Source organism: Terasakiella sp. SH-1 (genome assembly GCF_004564135.1).
In the GTDB taxonomy this organism is placed as follows: domain Bacteria; phylum Pseudomonadota; class Alphaproteobacteria; order Rhodospirillales; family Terasakiellaceae; genus Terasakiella.
On the sequence record NZ_CP038255.1, the window covers coordinates 2,003,805 to 2,026,458 of the forward strand.

Genomic DNA, 22,654 nt, shown 5'->3' on the forward strand with positions numbered 1-22,654 from the left:
TCTTCAATTCGCCTTTGGTCGAATTACTCAGCTGCCGCTTGTTCAAACCCTTCGGGCACAAAGCAGCCCGGTGGGATCATGCCCGGTGAAACGTAAGATAAATAAAGCGCATCCAGCTGTGCCCACAGCACGCCCGTCTTCATGTACAGCGCATCAATCACAGCCTGTTGCTCTTTGATCGTTGTGGCATTTTCCTTAACGTATTTCAGGGCAAAATCCACATCACGCGGGGCTTGAGTCAAACGTTCGCGGAAATAAGCGGTCATTTCTTCGCTGACAAAATCATAGTTTTCCAGCATGCCCGCAATACGTTCCTTATGGATTTTCGGCGCAAACAATTCTGTCAAACATGAAGCAAAACCGATCAACAACGGTGCACGACGACAGAAGTTAATATAGGTGTCGACCGCATGTTTACTGGCCGGGTGAACCCCTTCCATGGATTTGACATATTCACGATCGAGTCCAAGGGCCTCACACAGGCGCAGCCAACGTTCAATCCCGCCGATATCATCGCCCTGACCGTCATGATCAAAGATCCGCTGACGCCAAATGTTGCGCAGTTCCTTATCTTCACAATTAGCCAGGATCGCGTAATCCTTAATCGGAATACCTTGCTGATAGACATAGCGGTTCAAGGCCCAGGCTTGAACCTGACCCAAATTCATTTCCCCACCATGGAGCATTTTGTGAAACGGGTGCAGGTTGTGATAACGTTCTGCACCGATTGAGCGAAGTGCCGCCTCCAGTTCATCTGGGGACAAAACCTTCTCGACTTTAATCATAAGAGTACCTCCATACCGTCAAAGCCAATTTCCCAGCCTGCTTCTTCCGTTTGCGCCCGTTCAGAGGAACTGTTTAAAAGTGCAGGGTTCGTATTATTGATATGAATAAAAATTTTGCGTTTTACATTCAGGTCTTTAAACGCCTCAATGCTGCCCTCTGGCCCATCCATACACATATGGCCCATACGTTGTCCGGTCTTGACCCCACAGCCTGTCTTGATCATTTCCTCATCAATCCAGGTAGTGCCATCAAAAAAGACCACATCCGCATCGCGCACACGATCACATAACTCGTCTGGCATGGCTGAACAGCCCGGCAGGTAATAGAAATGCTGACCTGTTTTTTTAGATGAAATGCATAACCCCACCGTATCTTCGGGCACAGAGCCGAAATTATCGCCCTTGCTTTCATCTTCCAAATAAAGGGCGATCTTGCCAGGAACGGGGAAAAGCTCGACCTCAATCCCGCTGGCTGTCCCATCCTTGAACAAAAGCTCTGTTTTTTGATGAACAGGCAGATCGCGACGATCCACAAATTCAGGGTTCAGGATATTAAACAGGCTATTGCCGCCCAACACACCCATCACCCGCTTGGTCGCATAAATGGCCAAGGGATGGCTTTCACGTAAAGTCAGCAAACCACCGATATGATCCACATCCGCATTGGTCAAAATCGCCCCAACGATCGGGCTATGGCGCTTGCCGTGCTTGGGGTGCAAACACGGGTTATCTTGAATTTGCTGACGGATATCGGGCGATGCATTCAGCAAAAACCAGTTTTCATCATCCACAGTGACAGCCAATGAAGACTGTGTGCGCGCAACCGCATCATCATCACCAGCCCAAATTTTGGAACAACAATCACAATTACAGTTCCATTGCGGGAAACCGCCCCCGGCAGCCGACCCTAGAATCTTTACTTTCAGCATCAAGATAATCCTTCACAACGTTGTATTCAGGCTATCTGATCTGCTGTCTATGCGAAATTAGACTAAGGTGGGGGAGAATTTAAATGGTTCAAAAATCTGCTTCAAGCCACCACTCTCCGACAAAGGTCTAAGAAAAAAGCCTCTTGACCCTTCTTAAGAGACATGACAGTTTTCTATCGCTATGTCGTTGGTGACATAACGCATTTTTATTTAAGCTGAAGGTCACAAATCAAATGATCCGTCTTTCAAAATTCCTTGTTGCTGGTGCGCTCCTGGCAATGACAAGTGTTAGCGCCTTGGCACAAAAGCCTTTTATCTCTGTTGCTTCGACAACTTCAACAGCCAACTCTGGCCTGTTTGATTATCTTTTGACAAAATTCACCGATGAAAGCGGCATTGAAGTCCGTGTGATTGCTGTTGGCACCGGCCAAGCCATCCGTTTGGCACGTAAAGGGGATGCTGATGTCCTGTTTGTCCATCACCGCCCTTCTGAAGAAAAGTTTGTCAAAGATGGTTTTGGCGATAAACGTTATGACGTCATGTATAATGATTTCGTCATTGTCGGTCCCAAATCCGACCCTGCCAAGGTGAAAGGCTGTGCCTCGCCCAATGAAGCCCTGGGCAAAATCAAATCTTCCGGTGCATCTTTCGCCTCACGCGGGGATGACAGTGGTACGCACAAGCGTGAACTTTCCCTTTGGAAAGCCGCTGGGGTAACACCAGATGGCACATGGTATCGTGCAACGGGGTCCGGCATGGGCGCAACATTGAATGTCGCAGCCGGTATGGGGGCTTATGCGTTATCTGATCGCGGAACATGGATCAGCTTTAAAAATAAAAAGGATATGGAAATTGTCTGCGAAGGCGATGCCTCCCTCTTTAACCCTTACGGTGTGATTGCCGTCAGCAAAGAAAAATTCGATCATATTAAAGAAAAAGAAGCCAAACAATTTGTACACTGGCTGGTATCAAGCAAAGGGCAAAAACTCATCAATGACTTTCGCGTAAACGGTCAGCAGCTCTTCATAGGCAATGCCAAGTAGAGTTTATCTTCTCTCGTTCCGACTTTTCAGCCTCCCATTTTTGGGAGGCTTTTTTTTCACCCAAATCACACCCATCATGTTTCACAAATGTAAACGCTCGCCATCTTGAATGAAATATTTTAATAATACTAAATAATTAAATAACTATATGTTTTATAAAAACAAAAAGAATACAAATTAAACAAGAAAACCTCTTATTTTACCCTTAAAACTCTAAAAAACCCCTTGATTGAACCACTGGTATTTTCTTTCCGATTTAACCCAGAAGTTGGAATTGATATAAGCAAATAAAGACACGCAAAGAAAAATATCTAAAAATGACTGCATATTTATCAGTACATGTTCCTCAACTTTTAATCATCGAAGATGACGAATTTGCTTCTATGCTTTTAACGCAGTTCTTTGAAAATGAAGGATTTGAAGTCAAAGCGGCCCTCAATGCACAAGAAGCGCGCAAACTCTTCCAACAACAACGCTTCCACCTTTGTTTCCTTGACCTTGATTTGCCGGATGAAGACGGACTTGTTCTTTTGCGTCAATTTATGGCTGAAACCAAAACACCCTTTTTTGTTCTCACCGGGCGCAATAACAAAGGCGATGAACTCATCGCCCTTGAACTTGGGGCCATTGAATATTTAATCAAACCTGTTGCCCCACAAGAATTGCTGTTGCGCGTACAGAACCTGATCAAGCTGATGTATCAGTCAAGCGACCTGCTTCACCGCAACATCACAATTGGCGGCTGGACTTTAATCAAGGAAGCCCAGTGCATTACCAATACCAAAGGACAACCGACCAACCTGACACCGGGGGAATTTAAGGTTTTAAGTGCGATGTTTAATGAACCCAACAAAGTCCTGTCACGTGATTTTCTTTTAGATACCCTGAACAGTGCTGGCAATATTGCAGGTTCTCGTTCCATTGACGTCATCATCAGCCGCTTGCGCAAAAAAGTTGAAAAGGACCCTGCACAGCCAGAAGTTATCAAAACCGTTGCCGGGGCTGGTTATATGGTCAAAAATTGACCTCCTTCCCCCTGTTTAAAACTATCTCAAATTGAAAAAATATGGTAGTTTAACTCAATGACTTCTGCTTTGCGTCTAATCCAAAAATAGGGGGATGGAGATATGGCGACATATGAAGTTCAAAATAGCAACACACCGTTAAATGGCCGGGTGCGTGAACAGATTTTGGAAGAAATCTGCACAAACTTTGACAATGATAAACATCGCCTGATGGATATCCTGATCGAAACCCAGCGCCGTTTCCGCACCATCGATTCTCACGCGATGGCCTTTATTGCCAAACAGATTGGCAGCACCCGCATAGAAGTCGAAGGGCTTGTCAGCTTTTACGCGTTCTTTTCTGATCAGCCGAAAGGCAAATTCACCATTCGCCTGTGTGACGACATTATTGACCGTTTCGCCGGCTCTAAAAAAGTGGCACAAGCCTTTGAAGATGAACTGGGCATTACTTTCGGTGAAACCTGCGAAGATGGAAGCTTTTCACTGGATTACACCCCTTGCATTGGCATGAGTGATCAAGCCCCTGCCGCTATGATCAATGATGTTGTGCTGACACATCTCAACGCTGATGATGCCCGCAAAATTATCCATGCCTTACGAGAGGACCAGCCACTTATAGACATCGCTCGAAACTATTCTGTTCAAAACAACATCCGACAATCCGGTGATATACTGTTAAAAGATGTGGCCCAGAATAAGGGATTGGAAAAGGCCCTGAAACTTTCCCCCGCTGATATTATCGACATCATCAAAAAATCAGGTTTGCGCGGGTGTGGTGGCGCAGGGTTTCCCACCGGACAAAAATGGCAGTTTGCGGCCCAGACAGATGCCCCAAAACGTTATGTTTTTTGCAATGCCGATGAAGGCGAACCCGGCACCTTTAAGGACCGTGTTCTCTTAACCAAACGGGCCAACCTGTTATTTGAAGGCATGACCATTGCCGCACGCGCCATTGGCGCAGACGAAGGGATCCTTTATCTGCGCGGTGAATATGAATATCTTCTCTCTCCCCTTACAGAAACGCTGCAAAGACGTCGCGATAAGGGCCTCTTGGGTAAAAGTTTTGATATCCGTATCCAGCTTGGGGCCGGGGCCTATATCTGCGGGGAAGAAAGTGCGCTCATCAGTTCGTGTGAGGGGCTGCCCGGTGTCCCAAAGACCCGCCCACCTTTCCCGGTTCAAAGCGGTTATCTCGGTTTCCCCACCATCGTCAATAATGTGGAAACCTTCTGCCATGTGGCCCGAATTCTGGATCAAGGAAGCGATTGGTTTAAAGCAATCGGCACCGAACAAAGTCCCGGCACGAAGCTGTTAAGCATCTCTGGTGACTGTGAATTCCCCGGTGTTTATGAAACCCCTTATGGCTTGAGCCTGAATGAACTGATTAAGCTGGCCGGAGGTCAAGACATCGCTGCCATTCAGGTCGGTGGCCCCAGTGGTGAACTGGTCGGGCGCAACGGCTTTGAACGTCGCCTCTGTTTTGAAGACCTGCCTACAGGTGGATCTATCATGATGTTTTCAACCAAGCGCAATATCATTGAAATTGTTGATTATTTCCTTGAATTCTTTGTTGATGAAAGCTGTGGTTTTTGCACACCCTGTCGGGTCGGCAATGTGTTCCTGAAAGAACGCATAGAAAAAATCCGCACGGGCAAGGCCGTGCCGGAAGATATCGACTATCTGAAAGAACTCAGCAACACCATCATGAAAACCAGTCGCTGTGGTTTGGGACAGACCTCGCCTAATCCGGTGCTTAGCAGCCTGAAAAATTTCCCACTGATTTACGCTGCCTTGGTTAAGGAAAATGAAGACGGGTTTAAAACCAACTTCGACATTCAAAACGCCTTGGAAGAATCACGCAGGCTCGCCAAGCACCGTTCTTATATCTATGACCCGGATTTTGAGCAGGAGTAAGGACCATGAGTGATAAAAAATGCACCTTTACTCTGGACGGAAAAGAAATCACCTCCCAACCTGGTCAAACCATTATGGAGGCTTGTGATGACGCAGGTATCCATATCCCGCGCCTGTGTGATGTAGAAGGTTTGCGCCATCAGGGCAGTTGCCGGGTCTGTACGGTCAAGGTTAATGGCTGCACTACCTCATCTTGCACCCAACCTGCCGAAGAGGGATTGGTCGTGGAAAGTGAAACCGAAGAGATCATCAATCTGCGCCGCGATGTGGTGCGGATGCTCTTTCACGAAGGCAATCACCTCTGCCCCATTTGTGAAGCCAGCGGCAATTGTGAACTGCAAGCCACCGCGTATGATCTTGGCATTACCCAGCCGACCAAGTTCCCTTACCTCCAACCTGTGCGCTCCCTAGATGCCAGCCATCCTGATATTGCACTGGATACCAACCGTTGTATTCGTTGTGGACGCTGCATCCGGGCCTCCCAAGATGTGGATGATAAAGGCATCTTTGGCTATACGGGCCGGGGCATTCATCGCAATGTGGCGGTGAATGGGGACAATCTGGCCGATACCAATGCCAGCCTTGAAGATGTCGCCTTTTCCCCGGAGATTTGCCCGGTGGGCTGTATCATTCGCAAAAAAGTCGGTTTTTCCACCCCCATTGGCAAGCGAGAATTTGATGACCCCATGCCTGAAGGCAACGGCAAACAAAAAAACATCAAACCAACAGCACAGAAAAAACGCATCGCCACCACATCACTAGCCGGATGTTTTGGTTGTCATATGTCCTTGCTGGATATTGATGAACGGGTGCTCGACCTGATGAAAGTGGCGGAATTTGACCGTTCCCCCTTAAATGATATCAAAAAATTCACCACCCGCTGTGATATCGGCTTGATTGAGGGCGGGTGTTGTAACGAAGAAAACGTCCATGTCCTTCAGGAATTCAGGAAAAACTGTGATATTCTGGTCGCGGTTGGACAATGCGCCATCATGGGCGGCTTGCCTGTGATGCGCAATGCCATCATGCATTCAGATGACCCGCTCAAAGATTGTTTTGACGAGGCTTATATCAACAGCCCCTATATCCAAAACGACCGCCACCGCATCCCTGATGACCCCGCCCTGCCACTGATTTTGGACTCGGTTTATTCCACCGTGGATGTGGTGAAGGTTGACTATCAAATACCGGGCTGTCCCCCTTCAGGGGACATGTTGTGGCAGACCTTATCGGCCCTGATTGCCGGGGAGCCGGAAAGCCTGCCCAAAGAACTGATTAAATACGATTAAGGGGTGCGAAACATGTCCAAACATAAAATCGTCGAAATCTCGCCTCTCACCCGCGTGGAAGGTCACGGTAAGGTTACCATTCATCTCAATGAAGAAAACGAGGTGCAGGACGCCCGCCTTCATATCGTTGAATTTCGCGGCTTTGAACGGTTCATTCAGGGGCGCCTTTTATGGGAAGTCCCCGTTATTGTGCAGCGCCTGTGTGGCATCTGCCCAGTCAGTCACCATTTGGCTGCGGCTAAGGCGATGGATCAAATTGTTGGGGCCAAACAACTCACGCCAACGGCTGAAAAAATGCGTCGCCTGATGCATTATGGGCAGGTGATGCAAAGCCATGTGCTGCATTTTTTCCATCTTTGTTCACCAGACCTGCTGTTTGGTTTTGATGCGCCGGTGGAAAAGCGTAATATCTTCGGCATTATCAATGAATATCCCGAACTGGCTGTCCAAGCGGTCAAAATGCGCAAATATGGGCAGGAGATCATTGAAAAGACTGCGGGTAAGAAAATCCATGGCACAGGGGCCATTGCGGGCGGGATCAATAAAAACCTGTCTGTTGAAGAACGCGATCACTTGCGCCAAGACATTGATGAAATGATCCCCTGGGCGCAAGAAGCCCTGGAGCTGGCAAAAAACTATACACTGGATAATCTGGACTATATCAAAGGGTTCGGCAGCTTCCCCTCAAACCATATGTCCTTGGTGCGCGAAGATGGGGCCTTGGACCTGTATCATGGCAACCTGCGTGCCTTGGATCATAAGGGAGAGGCTATTTTCGATCAGGTGGATTATCGCAGCTATCACGAACGCCTTGTGGAAGAAGTTCGATCCTGGTCCTACATGAAATTCCCTTTCATCAAGGATTTGGGCACGCAGGACGGCTGGTATCGTGTCGGCCCGCTGGCACGCATGAATACCGCCAGCTTTATTGATACCCCGCTTGCCAATAAAGCCCATCAAGAACTCATGGCCGTATCCGATGGCAAGCCCAATCCAACAACCTTAGCCAATCATTGGGCACGCATGATTGAGGTGCTTCACTGTGTAGAAAAAATCCGTGAACTGCTTTACGATGATGACCTGCAAGGCACGGACCTGATTATTAAAGGGGACCGCCAAGACGAAGGCATTGGGGTAATTGAGGCCCCACGCGGTAATTTGATCCATCACTACCGGGTGGATGAAAACGATCAGGTGCAATTCTGTAACCTGATTGTGTCGACCACCCATAATAACGAGGCCATGAACCGAGCGATTGGTGGGGTGGCGCGGAAATTCATTTCAAAAGAGCCTAAAATCACCGAAGGGATGTTGAACCATGTGGAAGTTGCCGTGCGTGCCTATGATCCTTGCCTGTCTTGCGCCACCCATGCCTTGGGCCAAATGCCGCTGGAGATCGAACTGCTGGATCACACCGGGGTCCTGATGGATAAGAAGGCGAAAGACCTGTGAAGACGTTGATCATCGGCTATGGCAATCCGGGTCGCCAAGACGATGGCCTTGGCCCTGCCCTTGCCCAATATATTGAGGACCTGAAACTGCCAAACATCAGCGTCGATATTGATTACCAGCTTAATATCGAACATGCCCACGACTTAATGGGATATGAACGTGTGATTTTTGTGGATGCTGCGCTTAAAGGGCCGGAACCTTACGACTTCCAGCCCCTGAATGCCGGAAACCCGACAAGTTTCACCAGCCACAGCGTTTCCCCACAAGCCATCCTGCGCCTTGCAAAAGACTTATTCCAGATTGAGATTAAGGCCTTTACGCTGGCGATCCGGGGGTATGAGTTTGAGATTATTGAAGAAGAACTGAGCCCTAAGGCCGCAGAAAACCTGAAAGAGGCCCAGTCGTTTCTTCTGTCTTATTTAAAATAAGTCTGTCATTTCCAACTTGATTGGAAATCTCCTTACCACCAAAAGGTCCCCGCATGCGCGAGGACGACATTTTATATCAACGTCTCAATCACCTGAACAACAGCCGCACATTTCTGCGCATCCAATCCATCTGGGTGCGGCGGACCGAAACGTTTGGCATCATTGTCGTAATATTTACCCGATGCATCCGCAAATTCATCAGACAAGGCGGCACGCACCAGAATATCTGCGCCAATGCGGATATCACTGCCTTCCACACCGAAGCCTTCCTTCACCATTTTACTGGCAAGAAGCGAGCCCGGATTGACAGACACCACCATGGGGGCAACCTTGCCTGCCAAATGATTGGTCCACATGGTGATCGCCAATTTGCTTTGGGCATAAGCAGGCATATCTTCCAGCCTTGTCTTTCCAGCCAAGGCATCCACATCCACCGGGGCTTGGGCCGCAGAAGACAAATTCACAACACGGGCCTCATTCCCCAGCAAATCCAACAACTCTTTGGTCAACAGGTAAGGTGCAATGGTATTCACAACAAAGCGCACATCCATCCCCTCTTTGGTGCGAGGCTGTGACGTTTTGTAAATCCCGGCATTGTTAATCAAAACATCCAGCTTGTCATGTTTGGCACGAACATCCTTTGCCAGTTGGCCCACATCCTCAAGGTTTGATAAATCCGCCACATAGCTTTCAATCTGTGCATTCGACGCGGTGCTTTTCAACGAAGCTTCAACATCTGCCAGTTTTTGGGCATTACGACCATGAATCAAAAGCCGATGGCCTTTACCAGCCAGCATTTTTGCGGTTTCCAAACCAATACCATCGGTGGCACCTGTTAAAAGAATAGTTTTTTGCATGTTAAAGCTCCTTAAGCTGTGAAATCTGGCAGGATTTCATCAGCCAGACGTTTTAATGTATCTTCAATATCATTCTGGTTAAAGCGCAGGTTCAAGGCGACATGGTTGATACCGATTTCCTCAATGGATTTCAGATATTCGCGCACATATTTTGTCCCGGAACGAAAGCCAAGGTGAATGGGTGATGGCGGCGTATCCGCATCATCCGTTAAATCAATATAAAGTGACTGGGATGCGGGCTTGATCGAACGTCCAGCGGCCTCGGTATTGGCACGCCATTCCCCGATAATACGCTCTTGCACCGCCACATTGCGCGGATAAGTGATCCATCCATCACCATTGCCCCCTAACCATTCCGGTGATTGTTGACTTGCCCCGGTAATCATCAGGGGCAAGCGACCAGAAACAGGTTTAGGTAACATATCCATTCCACCATAAGGACTGCCATAGGGGTTTTCAAAACTCGCCCCCTCTTCCCACATACGTTGGATATAATCAAAACTGTGGCGAAACCGTTCCCCACGATTTTCAAAAGGCTGATTCAAAGCCGGATATTCCTCAGGCCGATCGCCAGAGGCCACACCCAAAATCAAACGCCCATTGCTCAGCACATCGGCACTAGCTGCTGCCTTTGCCACATGGGCAGGATGGCGCAACGGTAAAACAATACTGCCAACCCCCAGTGCAATGCGATGCGTATGGGCAGCAAGATAACCGAGATAAACAAAGGGGTCATACATCTGCCCTGCATCCCCAAAAGTTGGCACATTAAAAGGCACATCACGTAACCAGATCGAGGAAAAACCAAGTTCTTCCACCAATTTAATTCGCTCAATATGATCTTTCATACTCGGAACAGGGCCATCGGGGTAATGTTCCAACGGGACCACAACACCAAGGCTAAGCTTTTCAGGTTTATAAACACTGTTATACCCTGCGTTAATCTGGTCAAATTCCATTTTTTGCGGCCTTTTTTGTGAATGGCAATGGCCTTAATATATTATTTGAACAAGATAAATAAATGCCGTAATTTTAAATTTATAATTTATTTTTTGGATATAATTTATGGATACAGAAAGTGTACGGCTGTTTGTTCTGGCCGCAGAAAAGCTAAACATCAGTGCAGCAGGCCAAGAGTTGGGCATGGCCCCTGCTGTAGCCAGTAACCGTTTGGCGAAACTGGAACATATTTTAGGCGCAGACCTGCTGCATCGCTCCACCCGTAAAGTTTCCCTCTCCCTTGAAGGCGCAGAATTCCTGCCCTATGCCAAGGAAATGTTGGCTCAAGAACGTGCCGGTCTTGCCGCCCTTGGTCATGGAAGTGAAACAATCACAGGCACCTTGCGCTTTACCGCCCCGTCCACCTTTGCCCAGCTTTATATCGCCCCGATTTTACCGGAATTCATGGCCCGTCATCCCGGTATTAATCTGGAACTCCAACTTTCAGATTCACAATACGACCTGATTGAAGGCAGCTTCGACCTTGCCTTGCGCAATTCTGCCATTCAAGACAGCAGCCTGATGGGGCGTAAACTTGCCAATGACCGTCGTCTTTTATGTGCCTCCCCCGCCTATCTGGAAAAACACCCTCTCCCTCAAAGTCCGAAAGACTTAGACCAACATCAACTGATTGGCTTTAAAGATATGGCACCGCGCTCACTGCTTGGTCCTGACGGTCAAACGGGTCAGTTCAATCCACAAAAAGCAAAACGCCGCTTAAGCCTTGATGATGGCATGAATGCCAAACTGACCACCATGGCCGGAGCAGGTATTTCTCTCAATTCCCTGTGGGTTGTGCATGAAGAATTAAAAAACGGCACCCTTCTTGAAATTCTGCCCGGCTATCAGGTCGATGACCAGTCAGCCCTCTGGTTGCTTTATCCAAAATCCAATGTGCTGACGGCCAAAGTGCGCGTTTTCATTGATTTTTTGATTGAAAAAATCGGTAAATCCCCGGCATGGGAACAATGATACGTTTCTGAAAGGTAACTGACAGCTTTACCCCCTATAATCATGTTCATAGGCCATCAGGTCTATCACTCATATGCGAAGTCATCTCCCTAAGCTCGAATTCGCATGACTTGATAAGTGTCGGACCTCACCCGTGCCCTCGAAACTGGTCCGACACTTTATTTTAGGGGCTGAAGTAGCTAAGGGTTAATGTTTAGCCTGTTTATACCATATTTTCAGCTGCTTTAGGAGGTCTGCGTGGTTGCCTCCATTGAAACGCCATTCACACTCCTTGAGAAACCAGTAGAAATGGTCAGGTTTGATACCATTGAATCTTCGCATATGCCGCTTTGCCTGATTCCAGAAATTCTCAATGCCATTGATGTGATTTTGTTTGTCTGCAAAGAGTTTGGAATGGTTGATGCGACGGTGATGGAAGTCTGAAACATCCAGTGCGTTGTAGGCACCGAACGTATCGGTATAGACGATACTGTCAGGCTCGACCTTCTCCTGAATAATCGGTAACAGCGTCTCTGTCTTTGCATTGGGAATGATTGCCGTATAGACCTTGCCACCCCGCTTTAAAAGGCCAAACACAGCCACTTTGCCGCCAGCACCACGACCTCGTTTTCCTTTACGGACACCGCCAAAATAACTTTCATCAGCTTCAATCTCGCCTTGCAAACGATAGCTCGGCAACTTGCTGGCAATCAATTGGCGAAGCCGCATGAAGAAGCGGATCGCCATGTTCGCCTGCACGCCAACAATCTCAGCAGTCGCTCGGGCAGTGCTGCCTGCGACAAAATGCTCAATAAGCTTGCTTTGCTGACGTGATGTCAGGCGACTTTTTCGAGTGTACATCGTAGCCATTATAGAACCTCTTTCAGTTCTTAGCTACTTCAGCCCCTTATTTTATGTCATCACTGTCAGTGTTTCCCCTGCTAAGTATCGCCGCACAATATCAACCGTTTCCCCATAAAATACCTCATAGGTTTCTTTGGTGACATACCCCACATGGGGGGTCAGGATGCAGTTTGGTGCAGACCTTAAGGGATGACCTTTGGGCAAAGGCTCAATATCATATACATCCAGTCCTGCCCCTGCAATTTCCTGACTGTTTAACGCTGAAATCAAGGCAGTCGTGTCAATAATCGGGGCACGTGATGTATTGATCAAATAAGCCGTTTTCTTCATCAAAGCGAATTCAGCCTCCCCGACAAGGTGCTGAATGGAGGGGCCGTATTTCATATGGATAGAAATGATATCAGCCTGTTTGAACAAATCTTCCTTTTCCACCCGTTTCACATCCTGTTCTGCCGCTTGGCTATCCGTCAGGTTCCGGCTCCAAGCGATCACATCCATACCGAAAGCCTGAGCAATCCTTGCAACCTGACTTCCCATGCGTCCCAAACCAATCACCGCCAAGGTCTTGCCACGTAGATCACAGCCCAATCCAAGCTGCCAGCCCCCCTCCTGAACATTCCTGAATTGTGCTGGAATTTGACGGGTTAAAGATAAGATAAGCCCCCATGTCAATTCAGCTGTTGCATGACCGGGTGAGCGTGTTCCACAAACGATCACGCCGCATTCTTTAGCCGCCTTTTTATCAATGGCAGCATTGCGTTTCCCAGATGTCACAAGCAGCTTTAAATTAGGGAGCTGTTCAATTAATTCACGGGGGAAAGGGGTACGTTCGCGCATGATACAGATTATTTCAAACGCTTTTAACGACATGGCCGGGTCTTCCAACGGCTCATTAAACACCGTCACGTCCAGCCCGGACCAGTCGGCAATTTCAGTCGCAACATTTTGGTAGTCATCAAGAATGGCAATACGCATGTTTTATTCTCCGGTTTAGGGGAATAGGATACGCACCAAAAGGCCCTGATCGCCTTCCCCGTCTAAGAGTTCAATTGTCCCGTCATGACCTTTGGCAATTTCTTTGACGATATCCATGCCAAGACCACAACCTTCTCCCGCACGTTCATCTAATCGCACGAACCTTTCAAAAACCTGTCCACGCAAATCAACGGGAATGCCCGCACCATTATCTTCAACTTCCAGAGCCAGTTTTTCATCGACATAATGCACCCGCACCGAAATGATATCCCCCCCATATTTCAGGGCGTTATCAATAAGGTTGGTCAGCATTTCACGAATTTGAACCTCACTGCCACTAAAACTCACTTCTTTTAGGTCTGTTTCAAACCCAAGGTCTTTATTGGCCTGAATAGCGCGTTTCACCCATTCCATGGTCAAATCACGTGACAGAGAAACCAGATCAAATTCGCTTTCATGCATCCCGCCTTTGGGATTGCCACGCACCCGCGTCAGGCTCAAAAGCTGTTTGGCCAGGCGGGAAGTTTGCTTGGTCCCTTCCAAAATACTGCCCAAGGCTTCCAAAGACTTGGGGTCATCAACTTCGCGCAAGGCAAGTTCAGCTTCGGCCTGCAAAACGGCCAGGGGGGTGCGCAGCTGATGAGACGCATTGGAAATAAAGCGGCGTTGGTTCTCAATACTATCTTCCAGACGTACCAACAGTGCGTTTAATGCCTCCACCACCTGGCGGATTTCCATCGGCATTTCTTTATCAATGGGACGCAGATCATGATAAGAGCGTTTTTGAATAGCAGCTTGTAACTTGACCAAAGGCTCCAGCCCCCGGTCCACACCAATGAGTGCCAGTAAAGACGCCAGACCGATTACCAGCAAAATACGCACTGCTGATTGAAGAACTGCCTTTTTCAACAGGTTCTCACGTTCGGTCAATGTTTGGGCAACCAGCACCTGCACCCAGCCATTAATATCGCGCCCTTCCACCAAAAAACGCATGGCCATCATGCGGACCTGCTGCCCATCATATTTTGTATCGTAGAAATAGGGTTCACCGCGCAGAAAAGCTTTTGTTTTCCTTGGCTTGGGCAAGTCCGTATGCCCGGTAATATAACTATTATCCGGACCAATCACCTGATAATAAAGCTTTTCATTAGAAGATAGGCTGAGCAAGGCACGGGCTTCTTCTGACAGCAAATCCCCGCCACTTTCCATAACGTTTTCAGAGACCAGCAAAGCCATGGAAACCATCATGCGGTCATGGATTTCTTCAATTGACTTTTTAGAGCTGACATAAGATTCCAAAACCAGTGCCAGCGCCATCACGACCAAAGGGATCAACAGCCAGGAAAGCAAACGCCGTTTTAAGGAATTCAGCGCTGATTTCATTCAGCCTCCAGCATATAGCCAATGCCGCGAATGGTGCGGATCATCACCTCATGACCTTTAAGCTTTTTGCGCAGACGTGAAATATAAATTTCAATGGCAGATAAATCAGCCTCGTCATCAAAACCGAAAATATGTTCAAAAATCTGGTCTTTAGGCACCACATTGCCATGAGTGCGGATCAAAACCTCCAACACACCGCGCTCTCGTGGGGTCAGGGCCAGTTCATCACCACCAGCGCGAAAGGCACGAGTATTGGTGTCAAAGATAAGAGGGCCTGCTTCAATCACCGTACTGCGCTTACTTTGATGGCGACGAAGCAAAGCACGAACGCGAGCTTCCAGTTCCACCACTTCAAACGGTTTGGTCAGATAATCATCAGCCCCAAGGTCCAGTCCACTGACCCGATCTTCGATTTCTGCACGTGCGGTTAAAATCAACACCGGGGAAACACCACCGCGTTCCCGAAAATGCTTTAAAATATCCAGACCATCCATTCCCGGCAGGTTTAAATCCAAGACCAGCAGATCATATTTTTCCGTTTTTAAAACATCATTGGCAAGTTCACCATCATCCAGCATATCAACCGCATGGCCCATTTGTTTAATGGAACGGGAAATGGAGCGCGCTAAATCCGCGTGATCTTCAACAACCAAAATTCTCATCTCTGAATAATACGTCAGATCGTCTTTTTGGGAACTTATTTTTGATAATGGGTCATACATTCTATAAATTTCGCAATTACAGGGGCTTCGACCTGTCCTTTGGGGACAACACAAATCAGTTCCCGTTTTGCCCATTCATCAGATAAAGGACGTCCATCCAAATCCGTATTTTTCAAAAAAGGTCTGGCAAGGCTTTCACGAATGAACCCCAGCCCAAGGCCAGCTTGCGCACAATTTCGAAGCGAGCCAAAACGCATCACTTTTGTTTTATAAGATGGGACCCGTCCGGCCTTACGACTGGCTTCGGCCACCAATTCATCCAGCACACCGCCTTCATGAAACGAAATATGTTCATAATCCAGCGTGTCAGCAAAGGAGACCGGGGTCATTTTGGCCCTTTTCTCAAAAACAGGATGGCCTTTCTGGCCGATCACCCAAACCGGATCATGGTCAAACTCAACCGTATCAAATCCTTTGGTCACAGCCGTATCGGAAATAACAATAAGATCGGCTAAATCTTCACGCAGATAACGGATCCCTTCCTGTGAAAAAATTTCACGCAAATGTATCGTAAGCTGTGGGTTTTCTTCCTTGAACCGTGCAACAATATGAGGCAATCGCCCATTCATAACCGATGTAATGGCCGCAATCCTGAATTCCCCGCCCTCGCCTTGGGAAAAGCGCTTTAGATCAGCACGAATATCAGCATATTGGGACAGAAGCGTTTCGCAATGGGTCGCAAATGTCTTCCCCGCCGCTGTCAGGCTGGCCCCTGTGGGGGTACGCTTTATAAGGACTGTATCCAGATCATGTTCCAGATCACTAATCCGGCGAGAGGCCGCAGAGGCGGCAATATGTTCATTTCTGGCCGCAGCGCCGATACTTCCCAAACGCGCAACCCCTAAGAACACCCTGAGGGTAACAATATCAAAACTCTGCATGAAGCCTCTCTTTATTATTTTTCAATCATGACCTTAAGTAGTTTCTCACGTAAATCTTTCGGATTACTTTCAACCAGATCAGCTGCGTGTTTTGCTTTCCCTAAAAGTACAAGGCATTCATTTACGCGTTGAACAATGACAGTCATCAGGTTGGTATGTTGGGCTTGGTCATGATGTAGAGCAATCATTTTCTATCTCCATTTCATCTCGTTGTCTGTTGGGCACAGTATAGGGAAACGGGAAAAAAGGAGGTAATGCTGGCTCAACAGCCAAGTCATCGCATTTGAGCATGACTGATTTTGGCATCCCCCACATCGCGCAATAGCATGACCTGCTTTGAAAATTTCTGCTATGATACCTAGGGTCTGGACCGATTAGTTTATTGTGTTTGGTTTGTAAAAAATGCCGCAAGGCAAGAAAATGACTTGCAGGAAGAGTATTCTCTTTCAAAAGTTATTGACGTGGCCCTTGCGTCATTTTCTACAAATCCCGGAGGGACGGGCTAAAAATAAAGGTGGCTCGCGTTATAAAACTCTTGCAGTGGAAGGCACTGCGGCGAGTTTCATGCCTAATCCACCTTTATTTTTAGCTCCGCCAAACTCAGTAAACTAATCGGTCCAGACCCTAAACTGAAAGAAAACGATCAAAACTGAAAGCTGACTGAAAGGTAGCGCACGTAATGTCTCCTTAAGGACGGGTTGAACAACCTGTTTGGAGCGGGAGAAAGCCGGGGATCACTTCAAGAATCCCCCAAAAAGAAAAAGCCACTCTCGACAGTGTTTCTTAATGGAGGTTTTAGTAATGTTTCCGAAGACGTTTAAAAAGTTTTCTATGATGCTAGCAGGTATCGCTGGCGCTGCAACAATCGCAGGGGCGGCTGAGGCTGCTGATTTTTCCGGCAAGCGTATCGAATGGATCATCCCTTTTAAAGAAGGTGGCGGGTCAGACCGCTGGGCACGTTTTTACGCGCCACTTCTCAGTGAAGCCCTGCCCGGCAAGCCTGTCGTTGTTGTGAAAAATGTCCCAGGTGGTGGGTCGACAAAAGGGGCAAACCAGTTTGCCATGCGTGCCAAGACAGATGGTACACAAATTCTGGGCACATCCGGTTCCACACAGTTCCCTTACCTGTTAGGTGATAAGCGCGTCCAGTATGATTATAAAGACTGGAACGTCGTTCTGGCTTCTGCAACAGGCGGTGTGTTCTACGTAAACCCGAAACTGGGCGTTACATCAGCCAAAGATATCGGCAAACTGCGCAGTCAGGATCTGAAATATGGTTCACAACGCGCAACCTCACTGGATCTGATCCCGATCCTGTCCATGAAAATGCTCGACATTGATGTGAAAGTCGTCTTCGGCATGAAAGGTCGCGGCGCGGGCCGTCTGGCGTTTGAACGCGGCGAAGTCAACACCGATTATCAAACCTCTTCTGCTTACCTGAAAAAATCCATGCCTTTGGTGAAAGAGGGTAAAGCCGTTCCCCTGATGGCATGGGGCGCACTGGATGAAAACGGTCATGTTGTACGTGATCCAAACTTCCCCAACCTGCCAAGCTTCCCTGAAGTCTATGAAATGGTTCATGGTGAAAAGCCATCCGGTGAAGAATGGGATGCGTGGAAAGCCTTTTTCACAGCAGGTTTCCCTGGTCAAAAAATGGTCTTCCTGCCTAAAGGTGCCTCACAAGACGTGATCGACACCTACACAGAAGCCTTCCGCAAAATCGTAACAGCCCCGGATTTTGCACAAAAAGCACAAAAGACATTGGGCACATACCCGCAATCAACGGGTAAAGATGCACAAGCTGTCAAAGATATCGCAACGACTGTACCTGCCAAGGCACAAAACTTTGTACGCGGCTGGCTGACTGACGCTTACCAAGTCAAATTCTAACCAGACTTCGGGCGGGTTCACCACGGCGTGTTCCCGCCCGAATTGTATCTAAATCAAACTTTTAAAAAGTATTACTGAGCGTTTCCCCCTCAAACGCGCAAACGCTCCGACTCACCTTATTTTTAGGATTTCACCATGTTAGACGCTTTAATGATGGCCTTAACGACCGTCGCAAGCGGCACCCATTTACTTTACCTTGTCGGTGGCGTTTTGCTCGGTCTGACCGTAGGCATTTTCCCAGGGTTAGGCGGTATTGTCGGCCTGTCCCTCTGTCTTCCCTTCCTGTACGGAATGGACCCTATTTCCGCCCTTGCCATGTTGATTGGCCTGGTCGCAGTTATCCCGACATCTGATACCTTTACCTCTGTCTTGATGGGTATTCCCGGTTCTTCGGCCTCCCAAGCCACCGTTCTGGATGGCTTTCCACTGGCAAAAAAAGGCCACGCGGCCCGCGCTCTTGGCGCGGCTTTCACAGCATCACTTTTCGGCGGTCTGTTCGGGGCTGTTGTTCTGACAGGTTTTGTCCTGATCGCCCGCCCGGTGATCCTTGCCTTTGGTTCTGCTGAACTCTTCATGCTGGCTGTTCTTGGCCTGTCCATGGTCGGTGTTCTGGCAGGTAACAGCCTGTCAAAAGGTTTAGCGGCCTGTGGCATGGGCTTGTTACTTGGTTCCATCGGTGGTGCCCCTGCCACAGGTGAATACCGCATGACCATGGATGTGTTTTACCTGATGGATGGTCTCAAGCTGGTGATCGTTGGCCTTGGTATCTTTGCGATCCCTGAGATTATCGATCTTGCGCGTCAAAACCGGGCAATTTCCAAGTCTGCCTCTCTTGGGTCTGGCTGGCTTGATGGAGCCAAAGACATGATCCGTCACAAATGGCTGTGCCTGCGTTGTGCCGTTGCGGGCTGTCTTGTCGGTGCCCTGCCCGGCCTTGGTGGTTCCGTTGTGGACTGGATTGCCTATGGTCACGCCGTTCAATCCACCAAAGACAAATCCAACTTTGGTAAAGGTGAAATCCGTGGTGTTCTCGCCCCGGAAAGTGCCAATAACGCCAAAGAAGGCGGTGGCCTGATCCCCACCTTGTTATTTGGGATTCCGGGCTCTGGCTCCATGGCAGTTTTCATTGGCGGCATGATCCTGATCGGTATGGAACCCGGCCCAGCCCTTGTTGGGAGCGAACTGAACATCACCTACACAATCGTTTGGTCTTTGGCCTTGGCAAACGTGGTTGGGGCGGGCCTGTGTCTTTTCCTTTCCCCGGCTGTGGCACGCCTGACAACCATTCCTTATTCCTATCTTGCACCGTTCATGATCACGGTCATTTGTTTTGCCGCTTTTCAGGCCACACGTGACCTGAATGACCTGCTCGCCCTGCTGGGTGTCAGCTTGCTCGGTATCGCGATGAAACGTTTTGGCTGGCCGCGTCCGGCTTTCCTGATCGGTTTCGTTCTGGCAGGTACGGCAGAAACTTATCTCTATCAAGCCATTCAGTTCTATGGTTGGGAATTCCTGAGCCGGCCCGGCGTCATGATCATCGGTGGTTTGATTGCCCTGTCTCTGTGGGTCAGCATGCGCAAGAAACCGGAAAACCCCGTCGAAGAAGAAGACGAAAAAGTATCCCATGCGACAAACCTGAAACCACAAGCGATCTTTGCCGGTCTGGTCGTGCTGTTCTTCGCCTTTGGTTTGCTGGATGCCACCAATCAGTCATTCCTTGGTGGTGTGTTTAGCGGTGGCGTCTCTGCCGTCATGCTGATCTTTAGTGGGATTGTTTTCTACAAACTTGCCACCAATCAGGTCGATGACCCGGCCAACTACGATCACGAACATGTCGGTGAGCATGTCGGCATGGAAGATGTGCAAAGCACCAGCCATTACCTGTTCTGGTTTGTCGGCTTCATCGCCGGGATCGCCCTGCTTGGCTTCCTGCCAGCCCTTGCGATTTTCATGTCCGCCTATCTGCGTACCAAGGCCAAAGCTTCCTGGGGGCGTGTCGCCCTGTTGGTTGCCTGCACATTAGGTGGCCTGAGCGCCCTTGCCCATATCATGGTTCTGGATTTCCCGCGTGGATACCTCCAGCACCTGATCGAACTGCCCTGGCCGATTGGATAAGGAGAATCATATCATGACAAAACAACGTGCTATCCCCTGCGTACTTATGCGCGGGGGGACTTCGAAAGCTCCTTTTTTCAAGCTGGGCGACCTGCCCCAAAAAGAAGAACGCCGTGATGCCATCTTACTTGCAGCCATGGGATCGCCAGACCCACTGCAAATCAATGGGGTTGGCGGGGCGCAGGCTGTCACCAGCAAGGTTGCCATGATTTCCCCCTCCCCTGTTGAAGGGGTTGATGTGGATTATCTATTCGCCCAAGTCTCCATTGATCAGGGGGTTGTCGATACCAGTCCTTCCTGTGGCAACATTCTGTCCGGTGTCGGCCCCTTTGCCATTGAAGAAGGGCTGGTGATGCCCAAAGACGGGGAAACCATGGTGCGCATTCGCAATGTCAATACCGACAGCCGCATTGATGCCGTGATCCAAACCCCCGATGGACAAGTTGAATATGATGGGGAGGCATCCATTGACGGTGTACCGGGAACAGCCGCCCCAATCATGTTGCGTTTCATGGGGGTTGATGGTTCAAAAACCGGGGCCATTCTGCCCACAGGTAAAGTCAAGGAAGAAATCAACGGTATTGAGGTCACTTGCCTTGATGTTGCCGTCCCCATGGTGATGATGCGGGCAACCGATTTTGGCCTGAAAGGGAATGAAACCAAGGCAGAACTGGATGGAAATGCCGACCTGCTGGAAAAAATCGAAGCCATTCGCCGGATTGCAGGGGAACGTATGGGACTGGGCGATGTCACCAACAAAGTCATCCCTAAAATTGGCCTCCTGTCACAACCGACACAAGGCGGGGCAATTACCTCGCGCTATTTTGTTCCCCAAAACTGTCACCCGACCCATGCGGTTACAGGGGCACAATGTGTTGCTGTTTGCGCTGTCATGAAAGGCAGTATCGCAGAAGGTTTCAGTCAGGTGGAGCGCCGTGATGTGGAAAACATCATCATTGAGCATCCATCAGGCAAGATTGATGTGGAACTGTCCGTAACCGGTCATAACACTGACATGCGCTTCAATTATGCAGGTATTCTGCGCACAGCACGCCGCCTTTTCCAGGGTGAAGTCCTTGTCTCAGAAGATATCTGGAGCAAACACTGATCAAGCACCATCTGCAAAAACTCCCGGCTCTTTTACTGGGATGTGTCGGCGGTTCCTCCTTTGCCTGTATGGGGGTGCCGCTGGCATGGCTTTTAGGGGCAATGACCATCTGCCTGATTGCCACTTTTGCAGGAATGAAACTAAGCAAACCCGGCGCCATCACCCTTGCCATGCGCGCCATTTTAGGCGTTGCTGTGGGCAGTGCCTTCACACCAGAACTGAATGAGCGCCTGATCGGGCTATCTTTCAGTCTGGCTTTCTTGTTGCCTTATTGCCTGATCACAGCCTTATGTGGCTATTATTTTTTCAAAAAAATCGGCCGATTTGATAGGCCAACCGCCTTTTATTCTGCCATGCCCGGCGGCTTTCAGGATATGGTGGCCTTTGGTGAAGAGGCCGGGGCAAAACTCCAGCCCCTTGCCCTTGTCCATGCCACCCGCATTATCATACTTGTCTTCACCCTGCCCTTTTTAGTCAGCTGGATTGAAGGTTTTTCCGTTGATCGAAACGCCCCTTATACCTGGCCTGCCCATCAGGATTTAGCCATCCTGTTTGCCTGCGGTGCGGGCGGCTGGTTTATTGCCAAAATGCTACGTATCAGCGGGGCGGCCATCGTCGGCCCCATGATTGCCAGCGGTATTGTCCATTATCTTGGCATCACCGAGGCAACAGCCCCCCGGCTTTTCATGGAACTGGCCCAGCTTATCATCGGTGTCCATATCGGCTGTCAATATCAAGGCATGAAGCTGAAAGAAATGGGCTATGTCATGGCCTTGTCTTTGGCGTATTTATGTGTACTGGGCATTATTACGGTCTTTTTTGTTTTCTGTGCCTCTTTTTTTGCTACAGCCGATCCAATCGCCGCTCTTCTGGCCTTTTCACCGGGGGGACAGGCCGAAATGAACCTGATTGCCTTTGCCATGGATATAGATATGACCTACGTCGCCCTGCATCACCTGATACGTATGGTCATTGTCATTGTTGGTGCCCAAGTGATGTTTAAACTCCTGACATCTTTTATCAAATAAAAAGAAAGAGGCCCCT

At 48.8% G+C, this 22,654-nt stretch carries 21 protein-coding genes; 11 read left to right on the forward strand and 10 right to left on the reverse strand.

The window, feature by feature from the left end; all coding sequences use genetic code 11:
- Positions 1-23 precede the first annotated feature (23 nt).
- Together pqqC and pqqB are read right to left on the reverse strand one after the other, a co-directional pair.
- Complete coding sequence (pqqC, locus tag E4K71_RS09265; protein WP_135078887.1) at positions 24-785, reverse strand: pyrroloquinoline-quinone synthase PqqC; 762 nt, start codon at positions 783-785, stop codon at positions 24-26.
- On the reverse strand, positions 782-1,714 hold the full coding sequence (gene pqqB / locus E4K71_RS09270) for a pyrroloquinoline quinone biosynthesis protein PqqB (protein WP_135078889.1): 933 nt from the start codon (positions 1,712-1,714) through the stop codon (positions 782-784). The genes pqqC and pqqB overlap by 4 nt, the downstream gene beginning before the upstream one ends.
- A gap of 233 nt (positions 1,715-1,947) precedes the next feature.
- Here pqqB and E4K71_RS09275 point away from each other — a divergent pair, with 233 nt between their 5' ends.
- The 6 genes from E4K71_RS09275 to E4K71_RS09305 all read left to right on the forward strand — a co-directional run bounded on the left by E4K71_RS09275 (position 1,948) and on the right by E4K71_RS09305 (position 8,865).
- Entirely contained in the window at positions 1,948-2,757 is an 810-nt protein-coding gene (locus E4K71_RS09275) for a substrate-binding domain-containing protein (RefSeq protein ID WP_135078891.1), read from the forward strand.
- Positions 2,758-3,074: 317 nt separating this feature from the next.
- Positions 3,075-3,782 (forward strand): response regulator transcription factor, encoded by a 708-nt coding sequence (locus E4K71_RS09280; protein WP_135078893.1) that lies wholly within the window; start codon positions 3,075-3,077, stop codon positions 3,780-3,782.
- A 102-nt stretch (positions 3,783-3,884) separates the two neighbouring features.
- Positions 3,885-5,696, forward strand: a complete 1,812-nt coding sequence (locus E4K71_RS09285; protein ID WP_135078895.1) for an NAD(P)H-dependent oxidoreductase subunit E — start codon at positions 3,885-3,887, stop codon at positions 5,694-5,696.
- Between the two features lie 5 nt (positions 5,697-5,701).
- Positions 5,702-6,985 (forward strand): 2Fe-2S iron-sulfur cluster-binding protein, encoded by a 1,284-nt coding sequence (locus E4K71_RS18450; RefSeq protein ID WP_240796781.1) that lies wholly within the window; start codon positions 5,702-5,704, stop codon positions 6,983-6,985.
- Between the two features lie 12 nt (positions 6,986-6,997).
- The gene (locus E4K71_RS09300) at positions 6,998-8,437 is read left to right on the forward strand and encodes a Ni/Fe hydrogenase subunit alpha (protein WP_135078897.1); all 1,440 of its coding nucleotides are present in this window, start codon (positions 6,998-7,000) and stop codon (positions 8,435-8,437) included.
- Positions 8,434-8,865 carry a hydrogenase maturation protease gene (locus tag E4K71_RS09305; RefSeq protein ID WP_135078899.1) on the forward strand — a complete coding sequence of 144 codons (432 nt, stop codon included), beginning with the start codon at positions 8,434-8,436 and terminating at the stop codon, positions 8,863-8,865. Before E4K71_RS09300 ends, E4K71_RS09305 begins: the two co-directional genes overlap by 4 nt.
- Positions 8,866-8,936: 71 nt before the next feature.
- On the opposite strand, the gene E4K71_RS09310 is transcribed toward E4K71_RS09305, so the two are convergent.
- Together E4K71_RS09310 and E4K71_RS09315 are read right to left on the reverse strand one after the other, a co-directional pair.
- On the reverse strand, positions 8,937-9,722 hold the full coding sequence (locus E4K71_RS09310; RefSeq protein ID WP_135078901.1) for an SDR family NAD(P)-dependent oxidoreductase: 786 nt from the start codon (positions 9,720-9,722) through the stop codon (positions 8,937-8,939).
- An 11-nt stretch (positions 9,723-9,733) separates the two neighbouring features.
- The gene (locus E4K71_RS09315) at positions 9,734-10,681 is read right to left on the reverse strand and encodes an LLM class oxidoreductase (RefSeq protein WP_135078903.1); all 948 of its coding nucleotides are present in this window, start codon (positions 10,679-10,681) and stop codon (positions 9,734-9,736) included.
- Positions 10,682-10,787: 106 nt separating this feature from the next.
- Here E4K71_RS09315 and E4K71_RS09320 point away from each other — a divergent pair, with 106 nt between their 5' ends.
- A complete protein-coding gene (locus E4K71_RS09320; protein WP_135078905.1) occupies positions 10,788-11,693 on the forward strand; it encodes a LysR family transcriptional regulator in 906 nt (301 codons plus the stop codon).
- A 186-nt stretch (positions 11,694-11,879) separates the two neighbouring features.
- On the opposite strand, the gene E4K71_RS09325 is transcribed toward E4K71_RS09320, so the two are convergent.
- Genes E4K71_RS09325 through E4K71_RS18240 form a run of 6 tightly spaced genes read right to left on the reverse strand, consistent with a single transcriptional unit; the run spans position 11,880 to position 16,685 of the window.
- A complete protein-coding gene (locus E4K71_RS09325) occupies positions 11,880-12,533 on the reverse strand; it encodes an IS1595 family transposase (protein WP_135082029.1) in 654 nt (217 codons plus the stop codon).
- Positions 12,534-12,584: 51 nt separating this feature from the next.
- A complete protein-coding gene (locus tag E4K71_RS09330; protein WP_135078907.1) occupies positions 12,585-13,511 on the reverse strand; it encodes a D-2-hydroxyacid dehydrogenase family protein in 927 nt (308 codons plus the stop codon).
- 15 nt (positions 13,512-13,526) lie between these two features.
- On the reverse strand, positions 13,527-14,894 hold the full coding sequence (locus E4K71_RS09335; protein ID WP_135078909.1) for a sensor histidine kinase: 1,368 nt from the start codon (positions 14,892-14,894) through the stop codon (positions 13,527-13,529).
- Positions 14,891-15,556, reverse strand: a complete 666-nt coding sequence (locus E4K71_RS09340; RefSeq protein ID WP_135078911.1) for a response regulator — start codon at positions 15,554-15,556, stop codon at positions 14,891-14,893. The genes E4K71_RS09335 and E4K71_RS09340 overlap by 4 nt, the downstream gene beginning before the upstream one ends.
- 35 nt (positions 15,557-15,591) lie before the next feature.
- Positions 15,592-16,497 carry a LysR family transcriptional regulator gene (locus tag E4K71_RS09345; protein ID WP_135078913.1) on the reverse strand — a complete coding sequence of 302 codons (906 nt, stop codon included), beginning with the start codon at positions 16,495-16,497 and terminating at the stop codon, positions 15,592-15,594.
- Positions 16,498-16,511: 14 nt separating this feature from the next.
- Positions 16,512-16,685 (reverse strand): hypothetical protein, encoded by a 174-nt coding sequence (locus tag E4K71_RS18240; protein ID WP_167730412.1) that lies wholly within the window; start codon positions 16,683-16,685, stop codon positions 16,512-16,514.
- Between the two features lie 613 nt (positions 16,686-17,298).
- Between E4K71_RS18240 and E4K71_RS09350 the strand changes: the two genes are divergently transcribed.
- The 4 genes from E4K71_RS09350 (at position 17,299) to E4K71_RS09365 (ending at position 22,638) form a co-directional block, all read left to right on the forward strand.
- Positions 17,299-18,387 carry a tripartite tricarboxylate transporter substrate-binding protein gene (locus tag E4K71_RS09350; RefSeq protein WP_206201889.1) on the forward strand — a complete coding sequence of 363 codons (1,089 nt, stop codon included), beginning with the start codon at positions 17,299-17,301 and terminating at the stop codon, positions 18,385-18,387.
- 135 nt (positions 18,388-18,522) lie between these two features.
- The gene (locus E4K71_RS09355; RefSeq protein WP_135078917.1) at positions 18,523-20,502 is read left to right on the forward strand and encodes a tripartite tricarboxylate transporter permease; all 1,980 of its coding nucleotides are present in this window, start codon (positions 18,523-18,525) and stop codon (positions 20,500-20,502) included.
- Between the two features lie 13 nt (positions 20,503-20,515).
- Positions 20,516-21,610, forward strand: coding sequence for a 4-oxalomesaconate tautomerase (locus tag E4K71_RS09360; protein ID WP_135078919.1), 1,095 nt, complete (start codon positions 20,516-20,518; stop codon positions 21,608-21,610).
- Positions 21,611-21,684: 74 nt separating this feature from the next.
- Positions 21,685-22,638 (forward strand): AbrB family transcriptional regulator, encoded by a 954-nt coding sequence (locus E4K71_RS09365; RefSeq protein WP_167730414.1) that lies wholly within the window; start codon positions 21,685-21,687, stop codon positions 22,636-22,638.
- The last annotated feature ends 16 nt before the right edge of the window (positions 22,639-22,654 follow it).